The sequence below is a fragment of the Streptomyces sp. RB17 genome (assembly GCF_009604455.1).
GTDB lineage: Bacteria > Actinomycetota > Actinomycetes > Streptomycetales > Streptomycetaceae > Streptomyces.
Map to the genome: position 1 here is coordinate 412,535 of NZ_WEGL01000004.1, position 17,433 is coordinate 429,967.

Below are 17,433 nucleotides of genomic sequence, written 5' to 3' on the forward strand. Positions count from 1 at the left end.
CTCCTGGCATGAGCGCGTACCTCCGTCTGCGAGCAGTGCCGCCGCCGGCCCTGCGCAACAGCTCGACCTGGCTGGAACGGCTCTTCGAGGGCGACTCGGAGACCGTCCGCCGCTACCGGGACCAGGAGCGCATCTACGCCGGCGCTTCCCCTCATCCCCTCACCCAGGACCGGCCCCAGACCCAGGTGGTCCTCGGCGGCCGGCCCGTGTTCCGCGCCGACCGGCACAAACCCCCGCTGCTGGTGCTGACGGCGGCCCAGGCCCGCCGGGTGTCCGGGTTCCTGGCGACGGCCGACTTCGACGCCCTGTGGGATTTCGCCCGGGACGCCCTGCTGCCGCGCTATGGCGGCGTGCGGGCCGAGCCCGAGACGTGGGGCGCGTTCGCGGCGGCGCACCAGGAGCTGAAGGCGTTCTACACGCACACCGCCGAGCGCGGGGACGCGGTGGTGAAGTGGCTGGCCGAGGAGTGAGGAGTGGCCACTGAGGCGTGAGGTGTAACAGTTCCGGGCCGCCGCGCTCTGTCCATGCGGACGACCGTGTCGGTCGGCCGGGACAGGGGGCACGACTCGTGCAGTGGACGGACGACAGCGGCAGAACGTACGGCGAGGAGCCGTACGGCGATGCCGGGTACGTGTATGCCCACGGCCCCTCGGCCAACGGCACCTTCACCGACACGGCCACACTGCCCTGGGACGCCGGACAGAGCTGGGTGACGGAACCGGCCTGGGACGCCGGACAGAGCTGGGCCACGGAACCGGCCTGGGACAGGGAGCCGCGCACGCCGGTGAGCGAGCCGGAGCGGCCCGTCTTCGTGGACTCCTCGGGGCGACGCCAGCGCCGCGTGCTGCGCGCCGCCCGGCTGCTGATGATCCCCGCCGGCGGCTATGTCGCCCTGCTGCTCAGCACCCTGCTCGGCGGCCCGAGCATCAGCGCCCCGTTCGTCCCGCGGCCGGACGGCACGCACCCGGCCGCTCCCCGCGTGACCAACCCCGACTCCCCGTCCGGCACCGGGCGCCCGGCGGGGAGCGCGAACCCCGCCGCGGTCCAGGCGAGCCCCCGCCCCACGGCCCGGAAGACGTCCGGCCGGACGGCGGCGGCCGCAACCGCCCCCAGAGCCACCGCCGGGCCCACCGCGGCGCCCACCAGGACCACCGCCGCGCCCTCCACCTCCGCCCCTGTCCCCTCCTCGAAGGGTCGCGCCCTCGGCTCGTCCCACAAGCCCGTGAAGTGATCCAAGGCCTGCCGTGACCGACCGCCGACGCCGCGCCGCCCCCTCCCGCCGCAAGGCCCCCGCCCGCCGCCGCACCCGCCAGATCGCCCCCCGCACCCACTGGCTGCTGCTGAGCGTGCTCGCGGTGACCCTGTCGACGGCCCTGCTGCTGCAGGGCTACACCCACCACATGTTCGGGATCACCTCGGACGACGTGACCGCTGCCCCCGGCCGGAACGACGCGGTGCCCGGCCGGGTGACCCACGGCGGCCCGGTGATCGCGGACGCCGCCACCTCCGCGCACACCGTCCGGGTGAAGGACCGCACCATCGCCCTCACCTTCGACGACGGCCCCGACCCCGTCTGGACCCCGCGCATCCTCGACGTCCTGCGCCGCAACCACGTGCGCGCGACCTTCTTCGTCGTCGGCACCGAGGTCGTCGACCACCCGGAACTGGTCCGCCGGATGGTCGCCGACGGCCACCAGATCGGCATCCACACCTTCACCCACCCCGACCTGACCCGCCTCGCCCCGTGGCAGCGCTCGCTGGAACTGCGCGAGACACAACTGGCGGTGGCCGGCGCGGCCGGGGTCACCACGGCCCTGCTGAGGCCGCCGTACTCCTCGTCGAACGCCGCGCTGGACGACGCCGACTGGTCCGTCCTCAAGCAGGCCGACCGGGCGGGCTATGTCACGGTGCTCTCCACCCAGGACGCCGAGGACTGGCAGCGACCCGGCACCGCCCGCGTCCTCGCGAACGCGACCCCGCACGGGCGCCCCGGGCAGATCCTGCTGATGCACGACGGCGGCGGTGACCGCTCCCAGACCGTCGCCGCCCTGAACACCCTGATCCCACGGCTCAAGGCGCACGGCTTCCGGTTCGCGACGGTCGGCGCGGCGGTCGGCATGGCCGGCCCCGTCCAGCGCGCCGGCCTCGGCGACCACCTCCAGGGCATGGCCCTCATCGCGGTGCTGGGGACCGGCGAATGGGCCGTACGGCTGCTGGGCGTGCTGATGTACGCGGCCGGAGCGATCAGCGTGCTGCGCGCGGCGGTCGTGCTGGTCGCGGCCCGCCGGCACCGAAGGCTGCGGACGGGGCGCCGGGGCCGTTCCTGGGGGCCGCCGGTGACCGGACCGGTCAGCGTCATCGTCCCTGCGTACAACGAGAGCGCGGGGATCGAGGCCGCCGTGCGGTCCCTGATCGCCTCGGACCACCCGGTGGAGGTCATCGTGGTGGACGACGGCTCCACGGACGGCACCGCGGACCTGGTGGAGTCGCTGCGGCTGCCGGGCGTGCGGGTGATCCGGCAGGAGAACGCGGGCAAACCGGCCGCGCTCAACACCGGGCTCGCCGCGGCGAGTTGTGAGCTGGTGGTCATGGTCGACGGCGACACGGTCTTCGAACACGACACGGTCCGCACGATCGTGCAGCCCTTCGCCGACCCCCGGGTGGGTGCCGTCTCGGGCAACGCCAAGGTCGTCAACCGCGGTGGTCTGCTGGGCCGTTGGCAGCACATCGAGTACGTGATCGGGTTCAACCTCGACCGCCGGCTGTTCGACCTCGCCGAGTGCATGCCGACCGTGCCGGGCGCGGTCGGCGCGTTCCGCCGCCGGGCCCTGCTGGGCCTCGGCGGCGTCAGCGACGTCACCCTCGCCGAGGACACCGACCTCACCATGGCGCTGTGCCGCGGCGGCTGGCGCGTGGTGTACGAGGAGGGCGCGGTGGCCTGGACCGAGGCACCGGCGTCCCTGAACGCCCTGTGGCGGCAGCGGTACCGCTGGTGCTACGGCACCCTGCAGGCGATGTGGAAGCACCGCGGCGCGCTGGTGCAGCGCGGCGCCGCCGGCAAACTGGGCCGCCGGGGCCTGGTCCACCTCCTCATCTTCCAGGTCCTGCTGCCGCTGCTCGCGCCGGTCGTGGACATCTTCGCCGTGTACGGCCTGGTCTTCCTCGACCCGCTCCGGATCGCCGGCCTGTGGCTGGCCTTCCTGCTGCTGCAACTCGGCATGGGCCTGTACGCCTTCCGCCTGGACGGCGAACGCCCCGGCCCGCTGTGGAGCCTGCCGCTGCAGCAGTTCGTCTACCGCCAGTTGATGTACCTGGTGGTGGTCCAGTCCGTCTTCACCGCCGTGTCCGGCTCCCGTCTGCGCTGGCAGCGCATGGAGCGCTACGGCAGCCTGCAGGCCCCGCCGGCCCCGGTCCGGACCGGCCAGCGGCAGCCCGTCCCCCACGACACCACCCAGCGGTACTGAGAGGAAAGTGATCCGAGCCCATGAGCGGAACCCGGCGCCGACCGCCGCAGCGCACCGGCTCCGGCAGCCGTGCGGCGGCCGGCCGCGGCCGGCGGCGCCGTGGCGGCGCGCGGAAACGCTGGATCGACTATCCGCGAGCGGACCGGACGGGCCCGCGCCGCTGGCTGCCGTCCTGGCGGCAGGCGCTCGCCTCGTTCCTGTTCTGCGTCGGCGGGGTGGCCGCGGCCGTCGGGTACGCCTACGCCACGGTCACCATCCCCGACCCGAACCCCTCCACGCTGCTCCAGAACAACGTCTACTACTGGTCCGACGGCACCGTGCTGGCGACCGACGGCAGCGTCAACCGGGAGAACGTCACCCTGGCGCAGGTCCCCGCCGACGTGCAGGGGGACTTCATCGCCGCCGAGAACGCCTCCTTCTACACCGACCCGGGCATCGACCCGCAGGGCATCGCGCGCGCCGTCGTGCACATGGCCGAGGGCGGCTCCGTCCAGTCCGGTTCCACGATCACCCAGCAGTTCGTCAAGAACACCTACCTCGACCAGTCGCAGACGCTCTCCCGCAAGTTCAAGGAACTGCTGATCTCCGCCAAGATCGGCGCGAGCATGAGCAAGCAGCAGATCCTCCAGGGCTATCTGAACACCTGCTACTTCGGCCGGCAGGCCAACGGCATCCAGGCTGCCGCCCGCGTGTACTACGGCCTCCCGGTCGAGAAGCTCACCGTGAGCCAGGGCGCGTTCCTCGCCGCCGCGGTCAACGAGCCGAGCCTCTTGCAGTACGCGGACACCGACCCCCGGGCCCGGAAGCAGGCGCAGGCCCGCTGGTCCTGGGTGCTCGACCGGATGGTCACGACGGGCAGGCTGACGCAGCAGCAGCGCGCCCGCGTCGCGGCGGCCGGCTTCCCGGCGCCCAGGAAGTGGGCCCCCGGCTCGGGGCTCACCGGCCAGAGCGGCTATCTGGTCCAGCTGGCCCGGTCGTACGTCCAGGCGCACGACCCCTCCGTCACCGACAGCGCACTGAGCCGGGGCGGCTACCAGATCCGCACCACCTTCGACCGGAGGAGGACGGCGGAACTGGCCAGGGCCGTCGCCAAGGTGCGTGCGGACCGCCTCGATGCCGCCCACCGGGCCGCCGACCGGGACGTCCAGGTCGGCGCCGCCTCGGTGGATCCGGCGACCGGCCGGATCCTGGCCGTCTACGGCGGCCCCGGCTACCAGCAGGCCCACTACTCGGACAACGCCGACACGTCCGGCGTCCCGGTGGGGTCGACCTTCAAGCCCGTCGTCCTCGCCTCCGCGCTCCAGTACGGGGCCGTCCTGAAGCCCGGCACGCCCCCGGCGCCGATCACCCCGCGCAGCAGGTTCGACGGCGACGACGGCATCCAGATCAAGGACCGGCAGGGAAACTACGTCACCGACGACAAGGACCCCACCGGACTCCTCCACCAGCACAACGACACCCCGCACCGCTGGGGGTACATCACGCTGCGCCAGGCGATGGAGCAGTCGGTCAACACGCCGTACGTGCAACTGGGCGAGGACGTCGGCTACGGCGACGTGGCCCGGACGGCGAAGACCCTGGGCCTGCGCCCGGAGAGCCTCGCCGCACCCAGTGCGGGCTTCTACATCGGCACCTCCACCCCGAGCGCCATCCGCATGGCGGGGGCGTACGCGACGTTCGCCGCCTCCGGGATGCGGGCCACGCCGTACTCGGTGACCAGGGTGACGCACGACGGGGCGGTCCTGCCCGGATTCACGGCGCCCGCCCCCGTACGGGCCCTGCCGGCGGCCGTCGCCGACAACGTGACCGACGTCCTGCGGGGCGTCATCGCCCGGGGCACCGGAACCAGGGCCCAGGCCCTCGGCCGTACGGCGGCGGGCAAGACCGGAACGACCGACGACTACCGCTCGGCCTGGTTCATCGGCTACACCCGCCAACTCGCCACGTCCGTCGTCCTGTTCAAGGAGGACCCGGCCCACCCGCAGCTGCAGTCCCTGGCCGGCGTCGGCGGTCTGCAGAAGGTGTTCGGCGGGGACATCCCGACCGAGATCTGGACCCGGTACATGCGCGACGCGCTGACCGGCCTGCCCGACCTGCCGTTCCCCGCCCCGGCGTCCCTGGGCCACGGCAGCGACGAACCCGGCCTCCCCTCCCCGAAGCCCACCCCGGCCCCCACCGGGCATGCCGGCAAGCCGGGCAAGCGGACGACCACCACGGTCACCCCCAGGCCGGGTCTTCCTGCATCGGGCCCCAAGTGCCACGGGCACAAGTGCCGTTGACAGCACTCCGCCCCGCCGGGAGACCGGCGGGGCGGAGCGGTGTGTCCGGTTCTCGTGCTACTTGGTGAAGGCGGCGACGCCGTTCGGGGTGCCGAGACCCGTCGGGCCGTCGTAGCCCTTGCCCGCCGTGCAGAGGTAGTTGCCGCAGGACCCGTTGGAGCCTGCGGTGACGTCGTTCAGCTTGTCCGGGTGGGCGTAGGGGTAGGAGGCCGGGACGTCACCGGTGCCCGGGGCGCCCGCGAGGGCGTAGACACCGGCGATGAACGGCGCGGAGGCGCTGGTGCCGCCGTACACGTTCCAGCCGCTGGCCTGGTAGGTGTCGTAGACGGCGAGACCGGTGGCCGGGTCGGCGACGGCCGCGACGTCGGCGACGGCGCGCTTGGCGCAGCCGGTGTCCTTCTGCCAGGACGGCTTGGCGTCGTACTGCGAGCAGCCCGAGCCCGCTCCCTCGCCGCCGGCGGACGTGCCCCACACGGACTCGGACCAGCCGCGGGTGCTGCTGTCCTTCTTGAGCGAGGTGCCGCCGACGGCCGTCACGTACTGCGAGGCGGCCGGGTACTCGGTGCCGTAGCCGCTGTCGCCGGAGCTGACGGTGATGGCGACGCCGGGGTGCTTGAAGTACTGGTCGTCGGCGGAGGTGTCGTTGGCCTCCTCGCCGCCGCCGTAGCTGTTGGAGACGTACTTGGCGCCCTGCTTGACGGCCTGGTTCACGGCCGCGCCGAGGTCCTCCATGCTGGCGGACTTGGCCTCGACGAGCAGGATGTGGCACTGCGGGCAGGCCGCGCTGACCATGTCGACGTCGAGGGAGATCTCACCGGCCCAGCCGGCGTCGGGCGCGGGGTAGTTGGTGCCGCCGTCCTGGTCGGTCTTCTTGAAGCAGCCGTTGCTGGTGCTGCACTCCGGCAGGCCGTACTGGGAGCGGTAGGCCGCCAGGTCCTTCTCGGCGTTCGGGTCGTCGTTGGCGTCGACGATGGCGACGGTGGCGCCCTTGCCGCCGTCCTTGGGGAGGTTGTAGGCGGCCTGCAGATCGGCCGGCCCGAAGCCCTTGGGCGCGGCGTGCCGGCCGAGGGACTTCTGCGGGGCGAGGTCGGTGCGGACGACCGCCTGGCAGGCCATGTAGCCGGGCTTGCTGGGCTCCGCGCACAGCGGGCGGGTGTGCACGGCGGAGGCGGTGGACGAGGCGGTGGTGGTCGCGGCCGATGCGGCGGTGGTCGTGGCGAAGGCCGACGTCTGTGTGGCGACGGCCAGGCCGCCGGTGATCAGAGCCGCTGCAGACAGGAGCGCGGGCGCGCCGCGGCGTATCGGGTTCCTTCTGCGATGAGACTGCAATGAACTGCCCTCCGTGGGGGGATGGGTGGCTCCGCACCGACGGCCGGAAGCGTCTGTCGCCATGCCCATGACAAACGCTTTCCGCTGGGGGTGGCCGGGCGGAGTCGATTCGGGCATCCTTCTGATGCTGCCACCCCGGTCAGTGGTGGCTACAGACGAGGCTATGGACAATTTGCCGAAGAGAACAGAGCCGGTTGGTAAAATCCTTCGGCTCAACTCCCGGCACGGCCCACTAGGTTGTGCAGCCATGGAGCTTGAAGACGGAACCATCAACGACCTGATGTCGCTGGGCCTGGCCCGGTATGAGGCACGGGTCTACCTGACGCTCATCAGGCGTGGTTCTTACACGGCCGCCGAGGTCGCCCGGGAGGCGGACGTACCGCGCCAGCGCGTGTACGACGTGCTGGACGCCCTGGTACGACGGCATTTGGCCACCACCCACCCCGGGCGGGTGGCCACGTACTCCGCCGTCACGCCCGAGCTGGCCCTCGCCCGCCTGATGGCCGCGCAACGGGAATCCGTCGACCGACTTGACCGGGTGTCCCAGGACTTGGCCGGTGTGCTCCAACCCCTGTGGTCCCAGGGCCGGGACCACACCGACCCGCTGGACTACATCGAGATCCTGCGCGACCCGAAGGCGATCGCCGAGCGCTTCGCCGATATCCAGCGGCAGGCGCGGCACGAGCTGCTCACCTTCTGCAAACCGCCGTTCGTCGCCCCCACCGAGAACGCGGACGGCCTGGCGGTGGTCCACCGACTGCACCGCTCGGGCGGCACCGTCCGCGCGATCTACCTCGACGACGCCCTGGGCGACCCCGAGACGGTGGACCACGTACGGCGCTTCGCCGCGGCGGGGGAGGAGGCCCGGTTCGCCCCCGAACTGCCCCTGAAACTCGTCATCGCCGACGCCTCCCTCGTGCTGTGCGACATGCCCGACCCGGTGGCCGGCGCCGACTCCACCACCACCCTCTTCATCGAACACCCGGCCCTGGCGGCCTGCTTGCGACTGGCTTTCCACACGGTGTGGAGGGACGCCGCACCGGGAGGGGGCGACCTGCCCGTCTGACACGGCAGTCCGGCCCTGTGCGCCGGATGGCGCTACCGATGGGCGCTGTGATGTATATCGGATTAGCCTCCGAATTGGGCGCGAAATGGATCTTTCGACGGCGCGCTCCACTCGACACAAGGAGGACACATGCGCAAGCTCTCCAAGGCCGCCGTCGCGGCCGCGGTCATCGCTAGCGTCGGCTTCATAGCCACCGGCACCGCCACCACCGCCGCCACCGCCGCCACCGCCCAAGGCGCGGTCGCGCCTCGCGGCGGGTGCGTCGACATCCTGGGTGAAGTGGGCATCGCCAACGGCCTCGCCGGCAACTTGCTGAACGGCGAGGGCAGTCCAGGCGCACAGTTCACCGAGTGCTAGCCGGTCAACCGGCTCACCGCAATGATCTCGGCGCCCGGGCCACAGGCCCGCCGCCCGCCCGCCCGGCCGTCAGTGGCCGGTTGTCTTCACGTGTGAAGTGGATGCCGAAGGCCCCGGACCATGACCGGTCCGGGGCCTTCACGCACGTGCCGCCGTGCGTTGGGCCTTCGGGGTTGCCCTGGGACGGAACTCGGCGCGGATCCCACCATGGCAAAGTCTTCATCATTTACGCTTTCTCCGTCACACGGCGTGAGGAGCAATGTGAGAAGCGTGATCGAAGCGCTGCGTAGCAACCCGCGGCGCCGCCATGTCCTCGGCGCAGTGCTGACCATCGCACTCGTCGCCCAGTCAGCCGTGCTCATCGCCCAGCAGATGCAGATCGACGATCTGCAGGTACAGCCCGTCGATCTCCAGCAGCAACGTCTCCTGGCCGGCCCCTCAGGTCCTCCCGGCCCCACCGGTCCTCCCGGCCCCATCGGACCGCCGGGCAAGGACGGGACGGACGGGCAGGACGGGCAGAACGGAGACCATGGGCGTGACGGTAAGGACGGCACCAACGGGAAGGACGCCGTCTGCCCGCCGGCCTCGAGTTAGAGACTTTCGCCGTCACACAGTGTGAGGAATAATGTGAGTGACGTAAACGAGGCGTCGCACAGCCCGCGGCGCCGCCTTGTGCTCGGCGCAATGCTGACCGTCGCACTCGTCGCGCAGTCAGCCGCAATCGTTGCCCACCATGACCAGCTCGACGAACTGAAGGCACGACGCGTCGCCCTCCAGGCCCACGACACCGTGCGCGGCCCGGTGGGCCCCTCGGGTCGCCCCGGTCCGACCGGCCCCCTCGGTCCGCCGGGCAGAGAGGGGCGGCACGGGAAACCCGGTCGTCCCGGCAGGCCTGGCCGTCCCGGCAGGAGAGGGAAGAACGGCAGGGACGGGCGCCCCATTTTCGCAAAGCCGACGCCGGACAAGCCGGCTGAGCGGGACGACGACGACCAATAGCGCGCCGTCGAAGCCGCCCGGGCCACGGTCACCGCTCACGGGCAGGCGCAACACCACACCGCACCCCCGGGTCCCCGACCCGGGGGTTTCGCATGCCCGAATCCAGTGGCCGGTCGCGGACCTGATCAGCGCCACTGCCCTTGCACGGACACCGGCCCATCGGATCAAGCGGTCGCCGACCACCGGCTGACAGAGCCGTAGTACCCCGGTACCACCGGCCCGGCAGGGTTCAGTCCCCGGTACCACCGGATCCGGGAGATCGCGGACTTAGCGTGGCGGAGGAGGCGTCGGGCGTGCCGGGCGCCGTAGTCCGAGAGAGAGAAACGCGAATGATCGAGGCACAGCAGCTCACCAAGAGGTACGGGGAGAAGACCGCCGTCGACGGTCTGGACTTCACCGTGAAGCCAGGCACGGTGACCGGATTCCTCGGCCCCAACGGTGCGGGCAAGTCCACGACGATGCGCATGATCGTCGGACTCGACGCGCCGACGAGCGGCTCCGTCACGGTGAACGGCCACCGTTACGCCCGTCACCAGGCGCCGCTGCAGGAGGTCGGGGCGCTCCTGGAGGCGAAGTCGATCCACCCGGGCCGCTCGGCCTACAACCACCTGCGCGCGCTCGCGCTGACCCACGGCATTCCGCGCCGCCGGGTCGACGAGGTCGTCGAACTCGCCGGTCTCGGCAGCGTCGCGAAGAAGCGGGCCGGTGCCTTCTCCCTCGGTATGGGACAGCGGCTCGGCATCGCGGCCGCGCTGCTGGGCGATCCGCAGACCGTGATGCTGGACGAGCCCGTCAACGGGCTGGACCCCGAGGGCGTCCTCTGGATCCGGAACCTGCTGACCTCCCTCGCGGCCGAGGGGCGCACGGTGTTCGTCTCCTCGCACCTGATGAGCGAGGTGTCGCTGGTGGCGGACCACCTGATCATCGTCGGGCGTGGCCGGCTGCTGGCCGACACGACCGTGCGGGACCTGGTCCGCGAGGCGGGCGGCGACACCGTGAAGGTCGCGACGGACGACCCCGCGCGGCTGCGGGACGTGCTGGCCGGGCCGGGCGTGGAGGTCACCGGCCGCGTCGGCACCGAGGAACTGCAGGTCACCGGGGCGTCCGCCCGGGAGATCGGGCTGAAGGCGGCCGAGCACGGGATCCCCCTGTTCGAGCTGACCACGAAGGCGGTGTCGCTGGAGGAGGCATTCATGGAACTGACCAGGGACGCCGTGGAGTACCACGGTTCCACGACCGGCATCGAGACCTCCGGGAGCGCCGCATGAGCACCCTCACGGCGACCCCCGAGACCCCCGAGACCGCCCCGGCCGCTCCTGCCCGGCCCGCCTACCGGGTGACCGGACGGCGCGTGCTGGCCTCGGAGTGGGCCAAGCTCTGGTCCCTGCGTTCCACCTGGATCACCCTCGGCCTGGGCCTGCTCTTCCTCGTGGCCTTCGGCGTCATCGCCGCGAGCCACTACAAGTCCAACATCGACTCCGGCCGGCACATGGACGGCGACTTCGCCTCCGCGACGGCGGTCAGCCTGTCGCTCTTCGGCACGAACTTCGCCCAGCTCGCCCTCGGCGTGCTCGGCGTGCTGGTCATGGCGGGCGAGTACTCCACCGGCATGATCCGCTCGACCCTCGCGGCCGTACCGCGCCGGCTGCCCGTGCTGTGGTCCAAGGCGGCGGTGTACGGCCTGGTCGCCCTGGTGGTCGCGACGGTCGGCGCGTTCGTCGCCTTCCTCGTCGGCAGCCAGATCGTGTCCGGCACGCCCGCCGCGATGGGCCTCGGTCACGCCGGCGTCGTACGCAGCCTGCTGGGCGCCGGGCTCTACCTCGGTCTGGTCGGCGTGATCGGCGCCGCCCTCGGGGCGCTGCTGCGGTCCGTCGCCGGCGGCATCTCGGTGCTGGTCGCCGCCCTCATGCTGGTGCCCGGACTGGTCTCCCTGCTGCCCACCTCGTGGCAGGGCGACATCGACCCCTACCTGCCGAGCCACGCGGGCGAGTCGATCTTCGCGCTGACCCACGACTCGACCACCCTGTCGCCCTCCGCCGGGCTTCTGGTCTTCCTCGGCTGGACGGCACTGGCGCTGGCCGGGGCGGCGTACCGGCTGCTGCGCAGCGACGTCTGAGAAGCGGCACCCGCATCATGGACGGGTGAGTTCCGTGACCACCGAAGATCTCAGCGGGATGGGGCCGCTGGTCGCCCGGCTCGGCCGGGTCGGCCAGCGGCTCCGGCGCGCCGACCGGACCCGTCCGTGGGTGCTGGACACCGCGGTGGTGGTGCTGGTCTTCGTGCTGTTCTGCCTGCCGGATCTGCTGCACGCGGTCAGCGCGATCGGCGGGGAGGGCGACGGCCCGCGCCGCTTCCGAATGGCTTTCACCCGACTGCCCGCGGCCGGCATGCTGGCCCTGCAGGCCGGGCTGGTGCTGCCGCTGCTGTGGCGGCGGCGGGCACCCGCACTGGCCTTCGGCGCCGTCGCGGCCGTGTTCGTCGTCCAGTGGTCCCTCGGCGCCGCACTCCGTGCGGACGTCGCCCTCTTCGTCGCCCTGTACAGCCTGGCCCTGCACGGGCGGCTACGGCAGCTGCCGTGGGCCTGTGCGGTCATGGCGGGCGCGCTGGGCCTGGTCGCGGCGCGGGTCTCGGCGGCGGTGCCGATCTGGGACGCGCTCTTCTTCCTGCTCAGTACGGCGACCGCGGCCCTCGCGCTCGGCCTGATGGTCCGCATCCGGCGGGCCCAGCTGGCCGGACTGCGGGACCGCGCGGCCCGGCTGGAGATCGAACGCGACCAGCGGGGCAGGCTCGCCGTCGCGGCCGAGCGGGCTCGGGTGGCCCGCGAGATGCACGACATCGTCGGCCACAACCTGTCCGTCATCATCACCCTCGCCGACGCGGGCGCCTACGCCACCGCCGCCGCCCCGGAGCGGGGCAAGGAGGCCCTGAACCTCATCGGCGACACCGGTCGCCAGGCCCTGAGCGAACTGCGGCGGGTGCTCGGCGTACTCCGTGAGGCGGACGGCCCGCGCGGCGAGCCCGAACTGAGCCCGCAGCCCGGCCTCACGGACCTCGACGCGCTGTGCGAGGGGGTACGTGCAGCCGGTCTGGAGGTCGTCTACCGCACCGCCGGTGACGTCGACGCCCTCGACAGCGGGGTGCAGCTCACGGTCTACCGCATCGTGCAGGAGGCCCTGACGAACACCCTGAAACACGCCGGCGCGGCCGCCCGTGCGAACCTGGCGATCGTCGTGGAGGACACACGGCTGACCATCACCGTCCAGGACTCCGGCCCGCCCGCACCGGCCGACCGTCCGGGCACGGCGGACGAGGAAGGACACGGCCTGGTGGGCATGCGCGAACGAGCGGCTCTCTACGGCGGACACGTCAGCGCGGGGCCCGCGGGCCCGGGATGGACCGTGCGCGTCACCCTCGACCTCGCTCCCCAGGGCGGTGCCCGATGACCACGGTGCTCGTCGTGGACGACCAGCCGTTGCAGCGCTACGGCTTCCGCATGCTCCTGGACTCCGTGCCCGAGACGGAGGTGGTCGGCGAGGCGGCGCACGGTGCCGAGGCCGTGCGCAAGGCTGCCGAACTCCGCCCGGACGTCGTCCTCATGGACGTCCGCATGCCGGGCATGGACGGCATCGAGGCCACGCGCCGTATCGTCGCCGCCGGCGACCGCTCCCGCGTCCTGGTCCTGACCACCTTCGACCTGGACGAGTACGTCCACGCGGCCCTACGTGCCGGAGCCAGCGGCTTCCTCCTCAAGGACGCCCGCCCCGAGGAACTCCTCGCCGGCATCCGGGCCGTGGCCGTCGGCGACGCGGTGATCGCGCCCGCGCTCACCCGCCGCCTGCTGCAGGAGTTCACCCGTCTCGTGCCGCCCGGCGGCGACGGCTCCGCCGAGGATCCGCGCCTGAGCGCCCTCACCGACCGCGAACGCGAGATCCTCGTCGCCATCGGCAAGGGCTGGACCAACGGCGAGATCGCCGCGCGTTTCGTCCTGTCGGAGTCCACGGTGAAGACGCACGTCGGCCGCGTCCTGTCCAAGATCGGCGCCCGCGACCGCATCCAGGCGGTGATCTTCGCCTACGACCACGGCCTGGCCCGGCCTCACGCGGACTGAGCGGCGGGCGCCCCTGGGCGGCACGCGCCGTGCCGGGGCCGGCCATGGTCACGCAGCCGCCCGACCTCGAAGCCCCGCTCCGCGCAGGTGTCGAGGATGCGGGGCAGGGCGCCGAGCGCCGCGTGCCAGGCGCCCGGGGCGGAGGTGCAGTCGGAGTCGTGGAGCAGGATGGTTCCGCCGCCGTCCAGATCACGGGTGACGGTGCGGTGGACGGACTCCGGTGTGGCTCGTGCCGTCCAGTCCTCCCCCCAGCAGGTCCACAGGACGGGTGTGAGACCGAGGCGGCGGGCTGCCAGGTGGGCCGCGGTGGACATGACGCCGTACGGCGGCCGGAACAGGGTGGGCTGCCGCCCGGTGATCGAGGCGACGGTGTCGCGGGCGCGGGCGAAGTCGTCGTAGGTGGCCCGCGGGCCGCGCAGGAGCAGCGGGCGGTGCAGCCAGCCGTGGATGCCGATCTCGTGGCCGGCGGCGGCGATCTCCCGCACCAGGGCGGGGGAACGGTGTGCCTGCTGGCCGAGCAGGAAGAAGGTGGCGTGTACCCGGCGCGCGGCGAGCAGGCGCAGGAAGTGCGGGGTGGAGACGGGGTCGGGTCCGTCGTCGAAGGTCAGGGCGACGTGGCCCGGGCGGCCTCGGCCGGAGAGCCGGGGCATGACGCGGTTGCGCAGGGGTCCGAAGGTGGAGACGACGGGCGTGGCGTGTGCGGCGGCGAGGACGGGGAGGGCGGCCAGGGTTGCCGTGCGCAGTGTGCGGGCAGCGGTCATCAGTGGTGCCCCTCCGGCTGGGGGACGTGCTGCGGGGCGCGGTCGTCCAGGTCGAGACCGTGGCTGATCGCGCGCGCCAGCCCGGGGCCGTCGTACGCCGTCGCGATCCCCGTGCCGACGGCGCACGCCCATGCGGCGCACCCGACCGCGACGGTGGTGGCGAGCCGGCGAGTGGCGGGGTGGCGGCGCGCGGCGGGCCGCGGACCCGGTTGTGGGGGCCCCGAGCGGTGCACGCGTGCTATCTCCGCCGCCGGACCCGCGTCCGGCGCACCGGCGAACAGGGCAAGCCCCGTCCGGCGCTGGTGTCTGCCGCGCGGGCCGTCGACCAGATCGTGCAGTACGGCCTTCAGATCGGCCGGGTCGCGGATCCAGACCGCGGCGCCGGCTTCGTCGAGGGCGGCGGCGTTGGTCAGGCCGTGGCCGGGTATGCAGCGGTAACTGGCGACGGGCAGGCCCGCGGCGAACGCCTCCAGGGAGGTCAGCCCGCCGGCGTTCTGGACGAGGACGTCGGCGGCGTGCATCAGGCCGGGCATGTCGTCCGTCCAGCCGTAGACGTGCTCGATGCCGTCGGCGCGCAGTTGTCCGGCCAGGGCCTCGTTCCGGCCGCAGACGACGACCGGTACCGCGCTGCCGCAGTCGCGCACCTCCTGGGCCACCCTCCGGACCGGTCCGACGCCCCAGGATCCGGCGACCAGCAGGGCGAGCGGGCTGTGCGGCGGCAGCCCGAACCAGGCCCGCGCGCGCTCGCGTTCCCGGCTGCCGCCGGGCGTGAACCGGGGATCGGTGACCGGTCCGCAGACCCGTACGTCCCGGGCGCCGACGGCGCGCGCCTGGGCGGCGGGTATCGCGTGCGCCGCGAGGTGCACGTCCACGCCGTCCGCCACCCACAGCGGATGCACCGAGAAGTCCGTCAGGTACGTGAGGGCGGGAACGGTCAGCCGTCCGGAGAGGCGCAGGTTGCCCAGCACCCGGCTGGCCCCGGGGTACGTGGAGACGACCGCGCCGGTGCCTGGGGCGAGGGCGCGCAGCACCCGGTCCTCGGCGGAGCGCAGCAGCGCCCGCGCCGCCGGGCCGCCACCGCCGGCGCGTTCGGTGCCGGCGTAGATCCGCTGGTAGGCCCACGGTGCCCGGACGAGCATCCGGTGGTAGCTCTGCTGGACGGCTCGACCGAGCCGGGCGGGCAGCAGGTCCAGCAGGTCGTGACGGTCGACGGTGAAGCCGTCTGCGTCGAGGCGGCGGGCCAGTTCGGCCGCGGCGCCGTCGTGCCCCGCGCCGACACTCGCGGAGATGATCGCGACCCGGCGGGAGGCAGCGGCCTCGCCTCGCGGGCGCGGTACGGCGCCCGCGAGTGCGGGCACGGGGAGCGTGCGTCCGGCGTGGGGCATGGGCTGGTCCTCCGGCCGTCGGGAGAGCGAGGAGCACTACAAGATGTAGTAGCTCGTGTCGAAGCCCGGAGCATACCTCCTACAAGTAGTAGGAGATGAGCGGGTAGCCTGTCCGGACCAAGAGTGAGGAAGAGCGGACGGTGAGCGAACTGAACCACCGGGAGAACCCGGGCCGACGTGCGCGCGGCGAGCTGGAGAGCGACGTGCTGGCCGCGCTGTGGGCCGCCGACGGCCCGCTGACCGCACGCCAGGTTCTGAAGCGCCTGCCGGGAGACCTGGCGTACACCACCGTCCTGACGATCCTGTCCCGTCTCCACGACAAGGGCATGCTCGTCCGGCATCGGGAGGGCCGCGGATTCGCCTACGCGCCGGTCCGCGACGAGGCGTCGCACACGGCCCGGCGGATGCGATCGCTGCTGGAGGAGGGCTCCGACCGCGAGGCGGTGCTGACCCGCTTCGTGTCCGAACTCTCCGCACGGGACGAGCAGTTGCTGCACCAGCTCCTGTCCGGGCACGAAGCCCGGGGCGAGGGCTCCGACGGGAGGCAGTGAGCCGGTGCTGATCAGCGTCTACGTCCCGTTCGCCGTCACGGCCGTCCTCACGCTGCTCGCGCCGCGCCTGGCGCGTGGGCTCAGCCCCCGTCCTGCCGCCTGGGCCCTGGCCTGCGCCGCTCTCGTCACGGCGGTGGGCTGGACCGGCTCGCTCGCCCTGCTGGCCTTCACCGGCATCGCGCAGATACCCCAGGTCGCGGCCGAGGGCCACTGGTCCGTGACCGCTCTGCGCGCCGAGGACCCGGTCTACCTCGCCGTTGCGGCCGTCAGCGCGCTCGCCCTGGCGGCGAGCGTCGCCTCTCTGGGCGTGGCTGCCCTCCGCCAGGTCCGCCAGGTCGTGCGGACCCGGCGGGAGTGCGCCGCGCTGCCCGGTGACACGGAACTGGCCGTCCTCGACGCCGCCGCCCCGCTGGCCTTCGCCCTGCCGGGGGTGACCGGACGGATCGTGGTCTCCAGCGGCATGCTGCGCTGCCTCGGCGACGACGAACGCGAGGCTCTCCTGGCGCACGAGCGGGCCCACCTTCGCGGCAGGCACCACCTCTTCCTCGGCCTGTGGCGGCTCACGGCGGCCCTGAACCCACTGCTGCGCCCTCTTGCCCGCACGGGCGCCTTCGTCCTGGAGCGCTGGGCCGACGAGGAAGCCGCCGCGAGGATCGGCGACCGTACCGTGGTCGCCCGCGCGGTGGGCCGCGCCGCCCTCGCTTCCGCAGGCGCCTTCCGTCCCGCCCTCGCCGCGACCGGTGGGGAAGTACCCCAGCGGGTACGGGCCCTGCTGGCTCCGCCCCCCGCCCGCCGAAGCCTGCCCTTCCTCGCCGGCGCGCTCTTGCTGACCGTGTGCTGCGCGAGCCTCGCCAACGCGGCGTCGGACAGCGACGACATGGTCGACAGCGCGAAACGTGCACAGTGCGCGGCCCTGCCGGCCAACGCGACCGCACCGTCGCCGGTCGACCGCGACCGACGCATCGACCTCTGCTGCGGTCACCACCACCGGGGCCGGCACGGGGAACACCGCTCATAGCGCCGGGGCGGTGCGGGACGGCCCTGTTCCGGCCGGTCCGGGGCGAGCCATGGGACCGGCGCCGACACCGGGAAGGGCGAAGGGGGTTACTGTGCTGCGGTTTCCCGCAACATCACTTA

General features: G+C 72.9%; 16 protein-coding genes. 13 read left to right on the plus strand and 3 right to left on the minus strand.

The annotated features are described in order from the left end of the window. The first annotated feature begins 8 nt into the window (after positions 1 to 8). The 4 genes from SRB17_RS19785 to SRB17_RS19800 all read left to right on the plus strand — a co-directional run bounded on the left by SRB17_RS19785 (position 9) and on the right by SRB17_RS19800 (position 5,743). Positions 9 to 470, plus strand: a complete 462-nt coding sequence (locus SRB17_RS19785) for a DUF1877 family protein (protein ID WP_153540478.1) — start codon at positions 9 to 11, stop codon at positions 468 to 470. Between the two features lie 98 nt (positions 471 to 568). After that, positions 569 to 1,231, plus strand: coding sequence for a hypothetical protein (locus SRB17_RS19790; RefSeq protein ID WP_153540480.1), 663 nt, complete (start codon positions 569 to 571; stop codon positions 1,229 to 1,231). Between the two features lie 13 nt (positions 1,232 to 1,244). Further along, complete coding sequence (locus SRB17_RS19795; RefSeq protein ID WP_323375965.1) at positions 1,245 to 3,464, plus strand: bifunctional polysaccharide deacetylase/glycosyltransferase family 2 protein; 2,220 nt, start codon at positions 1,245 to 1,247, stop codon at positions 3,462 to 3,464. 20 nt (positions 3,465 to 3,484) lie between these two features. Next, entirely contained in the window at positions 3,485 to 5,743 is a 2,259-nt protein-coding gene (locus tag SRB17_RS19800) for a transglycosylase domain-containing protein (RefSeq protein WP_153540482.1), read from the plus strand. A gap of 57 nt (positions 5,744 to 5,800) precedes the next feature. On the opposite strand, the gene SRB17_RS19805 is transcribed toward SRB17_RS19800, so the two are convergent. Further along, on the minus strand, positions 5,801 to 7,072 hold the full coding sequence (locus tag SRB17_RS19805; RefSeq protein ID WP_153540484.1) for a S53 family peptidase: 1,272 nt from the start codon (positions 7,070 to 7,072) through the stop codon (positions 5,801 to 5,803). A 247-nt stretch (positions 7,073 to 7,319) separates the two neighbouring features. Here SRB17_RS19805 and SRB17_RS19810 point away from each other — a divergent pair, with 247 nt between their 5' ends. From SRB17_RS19810 to SRB17_RS19840, 7 genes are all read left to right on the plus strand, one after another. Then, on the plus strand, positions 7,320 to 8,138 hold the full coding sequence (locus SRB17_RS19810; RefSeq protein ID WP_153540486.1) for a TrmB family transcriptional regulator: 819 nt from the start codon (positions 7,320 to 7,322) through the stop codon (positions 8,136 to 8,138). A 129-nt stretch (positions 8,139 to 8,267) separates the two neighbouring features. After that, entirely contained in the window at positions 8,268 to 8,495 is a 228-nt protein-coding gene (locus SRB17_RS19815) for a hypothetical protein (RefSeq protein ID WP_153540488.1), read from the plus strand. 261 nt (positions 8,496 to 8,756) lie between these two features. Then, the gene (locus tag SRB17_RS45445) at positions 8,757 to 9,089 is read left to right on the plus strand and encodes a hypothetical protein (RefSeq protein ID WP_228396138.1); all 333 of its coding nucleotides are present in this window, start codon (positions 8,757 to 8,759) and stop codon (positions 9,087 to 9,089) included. A 731-nt stretch (positions 9,090 to 9,820) separates the two neighbouring features. Further along, complete coding sequence (locus SRB17_RS19825; RefSeq protein WP_153540490.1) at positions 9,821 to 10,759, plus strand: ABC transporter ATP-binding protein; 939 nt, start codon at positions 9,821 to 9,823, stop codon at positions 10,757 to 10,759. Beyond that, positions 10,756 to 11,607 (plus strand): ABC transporter permease, encoded by an 852-nt coding sequence (locus SRB17_RS19830; protein ID WP_153540492.1) that lies wholly within the window; start codon positions 10,756 to 10,758, stop codon positions 11,605 to 11,607. The genes SRB17_RS19825 and SRB17_RS19830 overlap by 4 nt, the downstream gene beginning before the upstream one ends. A gap of 58 nt (positions 11,608 to 11,665) precedes the next feature. After that, the gene (locus SRB17_RS19835) at positions 11,666 to 12,934 is read left to right on the plus strand and encodes a histidine kinase (RefSeq protein WP_153541202.1); all 1,269 of its coding nucleotides are present in this window, start codon (positions 11,666 to 11,668) and stop codon (positions 12,932 to 12,934) included. After that, on the plus strand, positions 12,931 to 13,599 hold the full coding sequence (locus tag SRB17_RS19840) for a response regulator (protein WP_153540494.1): 669 nt from the start codon (positions 12,931 to 12,933) through the stop codon (positions 13,597 to 13,599). The genes SRB17_RS19835 and SRB17_RS19840 overlap by 4 nt, the downstream gene beginning before the upstream one ends. Here the strand turns inward: SRB17_RS19840 and SRB17_RS19845 are convergent. Both SRB17_RS19845 and SRB17_RS19850 read right to left on the minus strand, forming a co-directional pair. Further along, positions 13,587 to 14,360 (minus strand): polysaccharide deacetylase family protein, encoded by a 774-nt coding sequence (locus SRB17_RS19845; RefSeq protein ID WP_153540496.1) that lies wholly within the window; start codon positions 14,358 to 14,360, stop codon positions 13,587 to 13,589. The genes SRB17_RS19840 and SRB17_RS19845 overlap by 13 nt on opposite strands. Then, positions 14,360 to 15,745 (minus strand): glycosyltransferase, encoded by a 1,386-nt coding sequence (locus SRB17_RS19850; RefSeq protein WP_153540498.1) that lies wholly within the window; start codon positions 15,743 to 15,745, stop codon positions 14,360 to 14,362. The genes SRB17_RS19845 and SRB17_RS19850 overlap by 1 nt, the downstream gene beginning before the upstream one ends. Positions 15,746 to 15,894: 149 nt before the next feature. Here SRB17_RS19850 and SRB17_RS19855 point away from each other — a divergent pair, with 149 nt between their 5' ends. Together SRB17_RS19855 and SRB17_RS19860 are read left to right on the plus strand one after the other, a co-directional pair. Beyond that, positions 15,895 to 16,296, plus strand: coding sequence for a BlaI/MecI/CopY family transcriptional regulator (locus SRB17_RS19855; protein ID WP_153541204.1), 402 nt, complete (start codon positions 15,895 to 15,897; stop codon positions 16,294 to 16,296). Between the two features lie 4 nt (positions 16,297 to 16,300). Next, positions 16,301 to 17,314 (plus strand): M56 family metallopeptidase, encoded by a 1,014-nt coding sequence (locus SRB17_RS19860; protein WP_323375967.1) that lies wholly within the window; start codon positions 16,301 to 16,303, stop codon positions 17,312 to 17,314. Positions 17,315 to 17,433 lie beyond the last annotated feature (119 nt).